The following is a 13,460-nucleotide window of genomic DNA, read 5'->3' as shown; positions in this document are numbered from 1 at the left end:
GAATCCCGCGGTCCTCACACAAAGGCCGCTGAGGTCACAGAGGCGAAGCGGAGACCGAGGGTTGAACCGCAAAGGACGCAAAGGACGCGATGTGGGAAGGAGAAGGAGACGGAAAGGGCGACGGATTGCACATTGCGAATTGTTCATTGCTCATTTGCCATTGCCGAGAAATGAGGCCCGCTGCGCTCGGGGCTGGGGCAGGCGGGCGACGCTACAATTGATAGGGGCCGTGTCGGGGTCCCCAATGTGCAATGTGAAATGAGCGATGAACAATGTGCAATCCGGCTCCCCGCCGACCTTTGCGAGCACCAACGCCACTAGGCTTTCCGGAGGGGAACCGAGGGTTGAACCGCGATGTGGGAAGGGGAAGGAGACGGAATGGGCGGCGGATTGCACATTGCGAATTGTTCATTGCTCATTGCTCATTTGTCATTGCCGAGAAATGAGGCCCGCTGGGCTCGGGGGATTATCCGAGCACGGAAAATCCTACGGCCCATTTCCCGTCCCCAATGTGCAATGTGAAATGAGCAATGAACAATGTGCAATCCCCTGCTCCCCCTGCTCCCTCCGCTCCCCGCCGACCTTTGGTGTTCTAAGGAGCCGCGGCGGGAGCGGCGCGGCGTGCGGGCCATCGCTCCTGGATGACGCGCACCATATGGTCAGCCATCATGCCGTGAGCCTTGGCGTTGGGATGGCCGTCATGACGCGAGACTGCCAGCGACCGATAATCGATGTCCTGCGTTAGAAAAGGCTCCGCTCCCTGAACCACCACCACGCCGCGTTGGGTGAAAAAGTCGCTGATGATTTGATGCGCCTCCTTGAAGAAGGAGTAACGGTCAATCATGTTGAACTCCGGGATCAAATACCCGATCAACATCGCTCCTCGGCGCTGGCAGTAATCGATCATGAACTGGAGATGCGGCTGGCTTTGTTCCCATCCCAGGTACCCCTTCTGATGCGACTGGTGAATCATATGGTCGAACTCCGAGCCGGGCATCACCACGCCCCGGAGCTTCAGCTCCAAGTTCACTTTCGGAAGCGTCCAGCCCACCACCTTGGAGGAGAAGATCAGCTGCTGCAGCATGCGCACCCGGTCCAAGGATTTCTCGGTCGCCACGGGGGCCGCCGCCGCCACCGCCACCGCCGCCGGAGTAGGCGCAGGCGCAACAGTCTCGTTGGTCTGGACCCCGTACACATCGTTGAGATTGTATCCCAGAATCACGATCGAGGGCTGGAACAGGTCGCAATATTTTTCGAAATCGAGGCGATTCCGTAGCGTGTTGTTACCCGGGCGACTGGCATTCAAGACCCGGACACCGCCCTGGAAGGCGGGAAGGCCGCGAAGCTTGCTCTCCAAGGTCTGCGAGAACGTGTTCTCAAACGGAACTCCGGCCCCATACATGATGGAATCGCCCAGCACGAGAATGCGCAACTCGCCCTCTTGAGCGTGATACTTGCCCGACTCCACCTCGGTGAGAATCGTGCTGGTCCGCTGCTCGTTCTTGAGATTCACCTCGCCCTGATCCCAATTCAGCAGCTGAGAATCGACCCGCAGCAGCACCTCCCCCACGAGGAAGAACACCACCAGGAACAGAGCCACGCTCCGCAGCTTAGAACTGAAAGTAGATGAATTTCTTTTCACCATAGGCTCCCCAAATCAGAACCATCCATGTGACCGTCGCGAAGGCGACCACCGACGCCAGCCGCCCCTGAATGCGCAGCGGATACAGCTCGGTCCGCTTAACCCATTCCATCGCCAGCATGATCAGCACAAAGACGAAGCACTTGCCAGTGCCTTCCGGCAGAACGAAACGGGCGTCCGTGACCATTCGCCAGCAGTAACCGATGGCATCCCCAAAGCTCATGGAGCGGAAAAAGACCCAGGCCAAGGAGACCAGACAGAACGTCGACACCACATGCAGCACCTCAACCGGCGAGGGCAGCCAACGCCCGGGAGCGATCATCTCGGTGTGCTGCCGGTTCCGCGCAGTGAGCAGCAGCGGCATGAAGTACAGGGCATGCAACAGACCCCAGATCACGAAAGTCCAGTTGGCCCCATGCCACAGACCGCTCACGAGAAACACGATCAGCGTGTTGCGAACGCTCTTCCACTTGCCACCCCGGCTGCCTCCCAGCGGGATGTAAAGGTAGTCGCGAAACCAGGACGAGAGGGAGATGTGCCAGGTCCGCCAGAACTCCGCGACATCCCGGGAGAAATACGGCAGCCGGAAGTTTCGCATCAACGAGAATCCAAACAGCCGCGCCGTCCCGACCGCCATATCCGAGTATCCGCTGAAGTCCCCGTAAATCTGGAAGCTGAAGCAAAGCAAGCCCACGATCAACTCCCCCGAGGTCATGCTGCCATAGTTATCGAACGAGCGATCCGCGATCACCGCGCAATTGTCGGCGATAACCAGCTTCTTGAACATGCCCCATAAAAACTGGTTGGCGCCGTCGATCAGCTGGTCGGGGCCCACCGTCCGAATGGATTTGAACTGCGGCAGGAGATGCGAGGCACGCTCAATCGGCCCCGCCACCAATTGTGGGAAAAAGCTGACATAGGCCAGGAAGGCCAGCCAGTCCTTGGTCGGTTCGATATGCCGGCGGTACACATCGATGCCATAACTAATGCTCTGGAAGGTGTAGAAACTGAGGCCGACCGGGAGGATGACGGACAGGGACACCGGATTGGCCTGCAAGCCCAGGCTATGGAGCAGATCCACATAGCTGGCCGCGAAAAAGTTGAAGTACTTGAAGAAGCCGAGAGCGGTGAGGTTCGCCGTGATGCTGACCCCCAACAGCATTTTGCGATGCTTCGGATTCGTGAGCCGACCCAAACCCAATCCCACGGTGAAATCCAGCACGGAGCTGCAAAAGAGCAGCAGCAGGAATCTCCAATCCCACCAGCCATAGAAGACGTAGCTCGCCACCAGCAGGATAAAGTTCTGGGTCTTGAGCCGATTCGCGCCCAGTCCCCAGTACAGCAGGAAGACGCACGGCAAAAACCATGCAAAATCGAGCGATGTGAAAAGCATAAGCTTCGGCGGCCAGCGGGCTTCAGATTGGGTAGGTCAGATTGCCCAAATCGATCGGCTAACCTTTGAGGTTGGCCTGGTACCAGGAAAGCGCTTCGTCGAGACCCGCGCTGACATTATAGGTGGGCTCGTAGCCGAGCACCTTGCGAATCAGTGAGATATCCGCCTGGGAGTGGCGCACATCGCCCGCTCTGAATTCCGCATAAAGCGGGGCGACCTTCTTCAGGTGCGGATGATCGTTCATCAGGCGCTCGCGCAGCAGCTGGAACAGCTGGTTCAGCGTCAAACGCTGATCGAGAGCGACGTTAAACACCCGATGCCCGGTCGGGAGACCCGGATCGGTGGCGGCCAGGATGTTGGCCTGGACCACATTAGCAATGTAGCAGAAATCGCGACTGGTCTCTCCATCCCCATTGATCTGGATGGGCTGATTGCGAATCATCGACGCAATCCATTTCGGGATGACCGCCGCGTAGGCGCCATCGGGATCCTGGCGGGGGCCAAACACATTGAAGTAGCGCAGACCGGTGAGCTTCATCCCATAGCAGCGGGAGAAGACCCCGGCATAGATCTCGTTCATCAGCTTGGTGGCGCCGTAGGGGGACAAGGATTCGCCGATCGCCTCCTCGCGCTTGGGCAGGGCGGGATGATCACCATAGACCGCGCTGCTGGAGGCATAGACGGCGGACTTCACCTTCTCGAGATGAGCCGCCCAGCAGATACTGACGAAGCCGTCCACATTCGAGGCATTGCTGGTGACCGGATCCTCGATGGACCGGGGCACCGACCCCAGGGCTGCCTGGTGCAGGAGATAGTCGGCGGAGCGGCAGGCCTCGCGGCAGGTTTCGAGGTTTTGAATGTCGCCGTTCACAAAGCGAAAGCGCGCCCATTGAGCGGGGGTCACCAACCCCCGCACCTGGTCGAGGTTTTTGGTGAACCCGGTCGACAGATTGTCGAGTCCCACCACTTCCTGATCGAGCGACAGCAGCTTTTGCAGCAGGTTGGAGCCGATAAAGCCGGCCGCTCCGGTCACGAGCCAACGGGCCGGCTTCCGAGCCAGCTGCTCACAAACTTCTTGGTACCTATTATTCATTGCGTTGAAAATCAGACTTTACGGGTCCGAGGCCTGGCCGGCCCGGCGAGATCACCCGCACACACCAACCAGTGCTATTATCGGCTGCAAACGGCCCGGGTATAGGGGCAATTTTAGGCCCCGGCGCTCGGCGGCGCGATAGACCCAGTTGATACTAGGGAACAGTGGGGGTGGGGCCAGACTAAAAACCAAGCCTCCGCAGCATTCGAAGTTGCTTATTGGCTGTCCAATTGCTAGACATACTTCGCTCGCACGTGAAAGGATCGTAAAATCATGACAACCATTCGTACATTCGTACTCGCCCTTACTACCCTCGCCCTCTTATCCAAACCCGCTGAAGCCACCGTTCGTTATATCGATATTTGCGGTGTGCTTACGATGAATCAGATTCCCACTTCGGGGCTGCTGGTGGAAGCGGTCCGCTGCAGCGACAATGTGGTGCTCGTCTCCCAATTGACTCAGCCCGGTATTATTTTCAACTACCATCTCCGCTATGAGGACGAGGACGATGGCCTGCCTGGAGGCGAGTTTCAGGGTAATCTCACCCCGATCCCAGTTTTTATGCGGGTGTCGTATCCCGGCTGCCCGACGCCGCTGATTTTTTCCTGCGATGAAATCGCGGCCGGGTATGAAGCCACCATTGATGGCAAGCTAACCCTCTACAAGAACCTGGATTGCGCCACGCCGTTGCCGTTGATTGGGGACTTTGTATTCCTGGATCGGAACGACAACGGCCTGCAGGAGGACAATGAGCCGGGCGTTCCGGGCGTGACGGTGCGACTTTCCTATCCTACCCCGGGAGGCGGGACCACGGTGATTGCCACCAACACCGACGCAGCCGGTCGCTACAGCTTCACTCCCCCAATCAGCAACACGGATGTGCTGGTGCAGGTCGACACCTCGACCTTCCCTCCCGGCAAGGGACCCGGTAAATGCGACGGCACCTTCGATGTGCTGTACACCGGAACGAAGCCCATCACGACCGTGGATTTCTGTCTGGTGAATGCGCCCGTCATCGATACGGACACGGATGGACTTCCGGACGATTGGGAGACGCGCTACGGGTTGAATCCGAACAGCGCCGCCGATGCCGGCATCGATTCCGACTCCGACGGTATGGGCAACCTCGACGAGTTTGAAGCCGCGACCGATCCCAAGAATCCGCAGAGCCGCCTGGCGCTGAGTTCGGTTGAGATTGTGGGAGCCGATGTGCGGCTGCGGTTTCAAGCGCAGCGATGGAAAGCCTATCAGGTGGAGCGGCTGAACGAAGCCAAGGCGCAGATCGAGTGGGTGGCGGTGGGAATCGCGGTCACGACCCCGGGAGAATCGGGAGAAGTGTTTGTGGATGATATCTTCGGTGCCAACCGGACGATCCGTCTCTATCGCCTGCGCGTCCTGCCGTAAGGCCAACGCGGACCGGAGTGCGCAGGCCGCACTCCGGTCGGCGGGGAACCGAGGAAGCAGGGCGAGCAGGGAGAGCAGGGGATTGCACATTGTTCATTGCTCATTTCACATTGCACATTGGGGACCCCGACACGGCCCCTATCAATTGTAGCGTCGCCCGCCTGCCCCAACCCCGAGCGCAGCGGGCCTCACTTCTCGGCAATGACAAATGAGCAATGAGCAATTCGCAATGTGCAATCCGCCGCCCATTCCGTCTCCTTCCCCTTCCCACATCGCGGTTCAACCCTCGGTCCCACTCCGGAAAGCCTAGTGGCGTTGGTGCTCGCAAAGGTCGGCGGGGAGCAGAGGGAGCAGAGGGAGCAGGGGATTGCACATTGTTCATTGCTCATTTCACATTGCACAATGGGGCGTAGGATTTTCCGTGCTCGGATAATTCCCCGAGCGCAGCGGGTCTCATTTCTCGGCAATGACAAATGAGCAATGAGCAATTCGCAATGTGCAATCTGCCGCCCATTCCGTCTCCTTCCCCTTCCCACATCGCGTCCTTTGCGGTTCAACCCTCGGTTCCCCGCTTCGCCTCTGTGACCTCAGCGGCCTTCGTGTGAGGACCGCGGGAAATGACGCTAGTCTAGTTCAACACCCGGGCCCAGTAATCGGGCACTGCCGGCGAGGGCGCCAACACGCGCGTGTCTCCGGCGTAGGAAGGATCGTACTCGAAGGCTCCAGCGTCGCGGGAGGCCGATCCGAGATCGGCGTCGGCGAAGAAGTTGGGGTAGTTGAACGCCGTGACCTTGCGGGCACGTCCTCGCGCCGGGCTGGAGGAGGTGAGCCAATACAGCCCCCGGGCGGTATTGAGGAATCCCGGATTCGAGGTTACCAGGTCGGAGGCCGTGCGGGGATCCCCGGCCGACGACGGCTTGTTGAAGACATTGTTGCTGCTGTAGATGATGGTGCCGCTGGGGCCCGCCAGGCAGGGGTACCAGGAAGGGCCGGCCATGATGATGTTGTTCGCCACGACCAGCCGGCAATTCTCCGCAATGACGCAATACTCCGAGGCGATCAGCGTGTTGTTGAGAATATAGTTGGTGTGGTTGTACTTGCTCCAGATGGTCAGTGCGCCGACCCCATTTCCATACACCAGATTGTTGTTAACCACCACGTTGCGGCAGTCTCCGTAGGAGTCATACACCTGGATGCCCCAGCTCAGGTTGTTGCGAACCACATTGCCACGAATGACCAGATTGGTCCCGCTGACATACATGCCGTGGTCCTTGCGCGTGTTCATGCCGCAGTTCTCGATCAGGTTCTGCTCGATCACCGTTCCGTGCAGGTTATAAGCCGAGATGCCCTGGCCCGTGTAGGAGCCATTGCTGTTCTGGACGGCGCTGGGGTGACCTCGCCCGGCGTTCTGAATCCAGCAGCCGCGGATGGTCGAGTTGGTCCCATTGATCTTGATGCCATCGATGTAGGAGGACTGCACATGAACCCCTTCGACCATCACATTGTGAATGCCGTCGGCGGAGTAGATGGCGTGGGAACCCGGGGATCCCACCACTTTGGCTCCCCATTTAACCGTGGAGCGGACGGTGCAGCCCCGCTTGTAGATGTAGATCGTGGGATAAGTTCCCGGGAGCAGATTGATGGTGTTGGACACGCCGACCTGAGCCATGGCGTGACTGAGCGACCAGGGCGAGCTGGGGCTGAGGCCGTTGTTCCCGGCGGAGCCACTGGGCGAGACGTAGTAGTTGGTTCCGGTCCATCTCACCGTGAGAATGGCGATGGTGCTCTGCACCGAGCCGCGCGCATTGCGCACGGTCACTCGGATTCTGCCTCCGTTGTCCGAGACCTGGCAGTTGCTCCGGACGTAGGTCGGGCTGTCGGTGCCCACCGGCGATCCGTTGAAGGTCCAGGAGTAGCTCAGGGGTGCGTCCCCCGTGGCGGTCACGGTGAAGGTGGCGCTCCGACCGGCATCGGCATATTGATTGGTGGGCTGCACCAGAATTCCTGGAACGTCGCTGTTCACCACCTTGAGCTGCTTGGGCGGGAGAACGGGATTGTCGGCCGCGACGAGCCTCGACCCGTTGAAGGACAGGCCTGCCGCGATACCGAGGCAGAGGCAAATGGTGAAAAACTTCTTCATGGCGGATGATGACATTGGCTCCCAAGCACTGAAGAACCGCGAGCAGTCCGCATGCCGCGAACGGTGGTCGCCGAGGTGTTGCGCATCGAAGTGCCTAGGCGGAAAGAGCCTGCGTCCCACGAACGAGAAGGCGAGAGCGACGGCACGCCGCGTCGGCGCGCTGCAACTGTCCCAAAACCGACCAGCATCGATCCAGTCCCGGTCAGGGGATCGGATCGGACGGCCAGGTGGCGACTTGGGATCTCGAGGAGTTTGCGCTCCTCTCTTGCAGTTATACATCACGTCAGAATCGGATTCACATCTCACCGTAGAAGTCTGAGGAAACGACTGAAGATTCAGGCAGCTTTCATCCGGCGCGGTTGGAGCGGGTTCAGCATTCGGTGCGTTTGGTTCCATTCATATATAGGCACGCCTTCCCAGTTCTCCAAGACTTTTTCTTCAGGAAGTCCCGGTTTCGGTGTGATCTAGACGGGGTGAGGGTGGATCGGCGTCAGGTGAAAATTCGCGACGGACGCGGTGGCCTCAGGCCGGGCTTTCAGCCCGGGATGGAAGGGGGGATGGCCACCTGGGGTTGTCACCCCCGGCTCGGATGGCACGCACCGTTGGTGCTCAAGGCCCCTCACACCCCTCGGCCCGGCTGAAAATTGTCTATTGACGACTACAACCCCTGAGGGGAGATTCCCCTATGTCACGTTTTGAGCCATTATTGGTTGCGGAGGTCGGCTTGAGGGTGGCCCAAAGTCTTAATTTTTGCTTCACTCTAGACCCGCGCCTTGAGCTATCGCTCTGAGTGTTCGCTTCGTGAAGTTGTAACCGTGTCCCTGATAAATGATTCCCCTGAAATCACACTCGATTCTTGGTGTCGTCCCGCTCTGGCTGATTTGGCTGGGGGTGTGGGTATGCCCCGCCGGGCCGGTGGTGGCGGCCGACCCGCCTGGGTTGTTGACCCAGGCTCCCGTGATTGTGCGTCAGCCTCAGGAGGAAGCCGTGATCGATGGGGATGACGCCACCTTTGTGGTCGTGGCCTTTGGTGCGCCGACGCTGGAGTACGCGTGGACGTTCAATGGTGAGCCGGTGGGCACGAACAGTCCGATGTATGTGCGCCAGAACTGCCAGCTTTCGGACCGTGGCGCGGAAGTGCGGGTCAAGGTCAGCAATGGTTTGGGGTTCGTCGATTCCGCCCCGGCCAAATTAAGCGTCAGGTCCGGAGGCACGCAGTATTATATCTCTCCCAGCGGCTCCGCTACCAACACCGGTCGGTCGCCGCTCTCGCCCTGGACCTTGCGTCAGGCGCTGACGGTCATCGGCCCTTCCAACACGTTGAACTTGATGCCCGGGACGTACCCGTCCATTCGCGTCAGCTATCATGGGTGGACCCTTCGCTCGACTACGAAGTGGGGTGCCAAGATTGTCGGCACTCCCTACACCCACGGAGTGCATGTCTTCGATGGCGTCGATGATCTCTTGATCGAAGACATTCACATCGCGTCCTCGCACATCGACGGCATCAAGCTCGGGGGCAGCCACTCCACGATACGCGGTTGCTGGATCGAGAATGCGGGTCGCGGACATCCCTTTGCCGTGACCAACACCAGCGGCCTCTTCACGGGGCAGGGTATTTCTTCGCACAACTACAACGACACGCTCATCGAGAACTGTTTGATCGAGAAGTGTGGCATGCAGATCCGCTTTGATCACGGGATCTACGCCAGCGGCACCAATGTCGTGATTCGTGGCAATGTGATTCGGAACAATCTCGGCTGGGGCGTGCAAATCTACGATTCGTTTGGAAAGAACGACCAGGCCATGTTCCACAACAATCTGGTGTACGGCAACGGGCTGGGTCCGTTGACCCTGTGGGCGGCGGACGGACTGACAAACTTCGTGTTCAACAACACTCTGCTGGGTCTGGATTACTGCCTGATCATCGAGTACGGCCACACCTTCCTTTACAATAACATCCTGGCCGCCGGGCCGGCTTGGCATCCGGTGGTTGCGATCCAGGTAAACACCACTTTGGAGGGCGGCTATAACCTGATGAACAAGCCAGGGAACGTGGGCGATATCCGGCTTCCCAACGATTTTACCGCCGCGGATCCGGGTTTTGTCGACCCCTCCCGTGGGCTTTACTGGCTGCGGTCGAACAGCCGCGCCCGCGCCGCTTCGGGGCCGGACCCCTGGCCTGTGTCAGTGGACTTTTTTGGTGGCGCTCAGAATCCCGCGGCCCATACCGATCTGGGAGCTTTCGCCTACGATCCGGCGCTCGCGGCCGATGTCCGTATTTTGGAGCCGTCCTCCGCCGCCCCGGGGGCTCGGCCCGACTACTGGGCTCGTCCGGAGGCTCACGATCCCTCGTTAAGCGCCTTCGCCGGCGCGGTGTTCCGTGATGCCAACGCGAATGGGACTCGCGATTCGGGCGAAAGTCTGCTCCCAGCCTGGAACCTCGAGCTGTCGGGTGCTGCCAGCGGGGCGGTGGCGTCGGCCGCGAGTGGTCGATTCGCCTGGGCGAATCTGCCTCCGGGTGACTATCAACTGGCCTTGGAGGCGAGGGCGGGATGGATTCAGACCTCGCCCGGGACGGGCTCGAGGGCGCTTTCCTTGGCCGCCGGAGACTATCCCGAACTGGTCGAGATGGGGGTGGTGGAATGTCCTACCAATCAGATTCGCATTCAAACCGTGCGTTGTGAAACCGGGAAAATCTGGGTGGAGTTCTCCGGACTCGTGTCTTCGGAGAGCTTGCGCCTGGCCTCGGATTTCCAGTTTGTTCCCCCGCTCACCGTCTCCAATGTCGAGGCGCAGGCTGATGGCCGGACTTTTGCCGTTTCGGTGACGGATCTCGATCCCTTGGCGACCTACACTTTGACGACGTCCGATGTCCTTGATCTATGCCAGCGGCCAAGCCGGATCATTCCGGTGAAGTTTAGCTGCAACGAGGTCGTGTTGACCACCCATCAGGTGGACGCCAACACGCTGTTGTTGCTGTGGGTTCAGCCGGGCGTTCTCCAGGAATCCGACGGTCTGAGCGGTCAATGGAATGATCTGTCCTCGGCGGGTTATGTGATGATCTCCTCCAGCAACCGGCACGGCTTCTATCGCGTGGTGGGGATCAGTCCGACCGGCTCTCCCTAAACCTAGCAGCCTGTCGGACTTGTCACGACCGGACGTAAGTCCGGCTGTGGAGCCCGATTCTGCTGAGTTATCTTTTAGGAAACGTCGCGACAGGCTGCTAGCCGGAAGCTTTCTCCCCCGAATGAGACCCTTCGCCACTGTTCCCTTGGGCGGCGCGGAGTTTGGCGAGCAGCGGTTCGGTGAGTCGTTGAATCGCTGGCTCCTTCAGCAGTGCTCCCGCTGGACCGGCGATCTCAATCACTTCGACACCTCCGCGGGCGCCTTGGCCCCAACCTTCGGTGCGATCGTGCGCGGAGTTGGCCGAGTTGTTGGCCGCCCGCAGCAGCACCAGCTTTCCGCTGTAAGGTTTGAGCGTGCCGCCGGCGCGCGCGGCGTCGGCACCGTGCGGAGCGGCCTCTTCGCCAGACTCTGGACGCAGCTCATCCTCGGCCGCTCCGGGTGATTTCCAGAGCCCGACAATCTTGGAATAGAAGCCTTTGCCTTTGGACGGCGACGAGGGTTTGGGGATGATGGCCGCGGGCGAGTTCGGAGCCGGCGCCCCTTCCGCCGAGTTCGCGTAGGACGGTGCGGCGCTGTCGATGATCGCGAGCAAGCCGATGGTCTCGCCGGCTGCCACCAGCAGTCGGGCAATCTCGTAGGCAACGGCGGCGCCAAAGGAATCTCCCACCAGGAAATAAGGCCCCTTGGCCTGGAAGGCTTGGATCTCCTGCAGGCTTTGCTGAGCCAGCGCGACAGCCTTTTCCGGGTGACTTAGCTCGTCACGGGTCGCCTGAATGGGAACGCCAAACGAGGGCTGTGTCGCCCCCAGCCGTGCAGCCAGGCCTTTCAACTCGCTGGCGTCCGTCCCACCTTCCATCACGAAAAAGAGCGGAGGAAGTGATCCTTCCGCGTGCAGTGGGAGCAGCCCGCGAGGGATGTTCTGGATTTTCTCGCGATCCAGCCACTGGGCCAAGGATTCAAGCGTGGGATGCTCGAGCAGCTGGACCGGCGAGATCCGTCGGCCGGTTTTTTCCTCGATCTGGGCCACCAGCCGCAAGGTGGCCAGAGACTTTCCGCCCAGCTCGAAAAAGGAATCTCCCGTCCCAATCGTCTCGACTCCCAGCAGCTCTCGCCAGAGGTCGCCCAACAACAGCTGGGTGGGGGTGGGCCGGGGCGACTGCACGACTCCCAGGCTCGGAGCGCTGGCCGCCCCTGGCTTGGCCGCGGGCTGTTCGATGGCTGCGGCCGGCGCGCCTCCGCGCGCTCGTCGTGATTGCGCGATCCCCGCCAACGCCTCCATGTCCCCGAGACGCAGATCGGAGACGCTGAGGAACGAGGTTAAAATCTTCTCATAATCAGCGAAGGCCTGCTCGATCGACGAAGCGTCGAAGAGATGGGTATCGTACTCCAGCTGCAGCCGGATGCCCTCTTCGCTCTCGATGACGACCAGCGTCCACTCGAAGAGCGCTCCGCAAGTGACGGAGTGCATGGGAGTGAGTTGGACCCCCGCCATCTCCTGGGGGCGGAGAAACGTCTTCTGGTAAACGAAATACACCTGCAGCCATTGCAGCCATTCTTGGTGAGGAGCAGGCGGTATTCCGCTCGCGACCTTCTCGAAGGGGTAGCTTTGGTTGGCAAACGCCATCAGAGACAGCTCGCGCACCCGCCGGAGGAGCTGCTTGAGGGTCGGGTTGCCGGAGAAATCCAATCGAACCAGGATCGGGTTGGCAAAAAAGCCGATCAAATCCTCGAGCTCCGTCTGTCCCCGATTGGCGGCCGTGGAACCTGTGAGAATCTGATCGTTGCCGGAATAGGCGCGGAGCAGCAGCCCATAGGCAGCCAGGTAAACCATGGCCGGCGTCAGGTTTTGCTTAAGACAAAAAGCTTTGATCTGGTCGGCGAGCGCTTGATCGACCAGCCGAGTGCAGAGTCCACCGGGAAAGCTGCGTCCGGGTCGACGGGGCCGATCCGTGGGCAGATTGACCAACGGGATCGGCTCCTTCAGCTGGCCGGTCCAGTAGTCACGCTGATCGGCCGCCTCTTCGGAACGCAGCCAATCCTCCTGCCAATGAGCAAAGTCGGCATATTGAAGGGGAAGCTCAGGACGCTGGGAGCCCGTGGCCAACGCCGAATAGGTGGCGGCCAGCTCATGAAGCAGGATGCCCTGGGACCAGCCGTCGCAGACCACATGATGCGTCGTGAGCAGGAGCACATGGTCCCACTCTCCGCGCTTCAACAGCCGCGCCCGCAACAGCGGCGCTTCGGTCAGCTGAAACCGGAGGCTGCCCTCCTGCACCATCGCGGCATGCAAGCGCACCTCTTGTTCGTCCTCCGACCACTGCGTGCAGTCGGTCGTCGCCAGCTGGATGGTCTTGCTGGGGTGGATCACCTGAACCACCTCCCCCGCCTGGGTCTTGAGGCTGGTCCTCAGAATCTCATGGCGCACCAGGATCGCATTCAAAGCCGCTTCCAGGCGGGTCAGATCCAGGGGGCCGGCCAGGTGGGCGGCGAGCGGGACGTTGAGGGCGGGATGCCCTCCCGGCATGAGACGGTCCAGCAACCAGAATCGGCATTGGGCCGTGGTGGCTGGAAAAATGACTACCTCTTCGGTAGATGCGCCCGTGGGCTCATCACCCGATCGTCCCCGCAACTCATGCTTTGTTTCCACTCAAATGACCGA

7 protein-coding genes are annotated in these 13,460 nt (G+C 60.2%); 2 read left to right on the top strand and 5 right to left on the bottom strand.

The features are described from left to right. Positions 1-592 precede the first annotated feature (592 nt). From JNN07_10365 to JNN07_10355, 3 genes are read right to left on the bottom strand one after another with little or no spacing between them, the layout of a single operon-like run. The gene (locus tag JNN07_10365; GenBank protein MBL9168133.1) at positions 593-1,600 is read right to left on the bottom strand and encodes a hypothetical protein; all 1,008 of its coding nucleotides are present in this window, start codon (positions 1,598-1,600) and stop codon (positions 593-595) included. Between the two features lie 10 nt (positions 1,601-1,610). Next, positions 1,611-3,035: an MBOAT family protein gene (locus tag JNN07_10360; GenBank protein ID MBL9168132.1), complete on the bottom strand. Its 1,425-nt coding sequence runs from the start codon at positions 3,033-3,035 to the stop codon at positions 1,611-1,613. 58 nt (positions 3,036-3,093) lie between these two features. Beyond that, positions 3,094-4,128, bottom strand: coding sequence for an SDR family oxidoreductase (locus JNN07_10355; protein MBL9168131.1), 1,035 nt, complete (start codon positions 4,126-4,128; stop codon positions 3,094-3,096). Between the two features lie 273 nt (positions 4,129-4,401). On the opposite strand from JNN07_10355, the gene JNN07_10350 reads away from it, so the two are divergent. Then, positions 4,402-5,532: a hypothetical protein gene (locus JNN07_10350; protein ID MBL9168130.1), complete on the top strand. Its 1,131-nt coding sequence runs from the start codon at positions 4,402-4,404 to the stop codon at positions 5,530-5,532. Positions 5,533-6,160: 628 nt separating this feature from the next. On the opposite strand, the gene JNN07_10345 is transcribed toward JNN07_10350, so the two are convergent. Further along, positions 6,161-7,672 carry a right-handed parallel beta-helix repeat-containing protein gene (locus JNN07_10345; protein ID MBL9168129.1) on the bottom strand — a complete coding sequence of 504 codons (1,512 nt, stop codon included), beginning with the start codon at positions 7,670-7,672 and terminating at the stop codon, positions 6,161-6,163. 828 nt (positions 7,673-8,500) lie between these two features. Between JNN07_10345 and JNN07_10340 the strand changes: the two genes are divergently transcribed. Then, on the top strand, positions 8,501-10,801 hold the full coding sequence (locus tag JNN07_10340; GenBank protein MBL9168128.1) for a right-handed parallel beta-helix repeat-containing protein: 2,301 nt from the start codon (positions 8,501-8,503) through the stop codon (positions 10,799-10,801). A gap of 97 nt (positions 10,802-10,898) precedes the next feature. Here the strand turns inward: JNN07_10340 and JNN07_10335 are convergent, their stop codons facing one another. Continuing rightward, positions 10,899-13,448: a hypothetical protein gene (locus tag JNN07_10335; GenBank protein MBL9168127.1), complete on the bottom strand. Its 2,550-nt coding sequence runs from the start codon at positions 13,446-13,448 to the stop codon at positions 10,899-10,901. Positions 13,449-13,460 lie beyond the last annotated feature (12 nt).

This window comes from Verrucomicrobiales bacterium, from assembly GCA_016793885.1.
Lineage (GTDB): Bacteria > Verrucomicrobiota > Verrucomicrobiia > Limisphaerales > UBA11320 > UBA11320.
The sequence above is the reverse complement of the archived record's forward strand: the minus strand, read 5'-3'. Positions and strand labels throughout refer to the sequence as shown.

Coding starts and splice junctions, on each gene's coding strand:
- JNN07_10340 (MBL9168128.1), top strand. CDS start 8,501: ATGATTCCCCTGAAATCACACTCGATTCTTGGTGTCGTCCCGCTCTGG.
- JNN07_10345 (MBL9168129.1), bottom strand. CDS start 7,672: ATGAAGAAGTTTTTCACCATTTGCCTCTGCCTCGGTATCGCGGCAGGC.
- JNN07_10350 (MBL9168130.1), top strand. CDS start 4,402: ATGACAACCATTCGTACATTCGTACTCGCCCTTACTACCCTCGCCCTC.
- JNN07_10355 (MBL9168131.1), bottom strand. CDS start 4,128: ATGAATAATAGGTACCAAGAAGTTTGTGAGCAGCTGGCTCGGAAGCCG.
- JNN07_10360 (MBL9168132.1), bottom strand. CDS start 3,035: ATGCTTTTCACATCGCTCGATTTTGCATGGTTTTTGCCGTGCGTCTTC.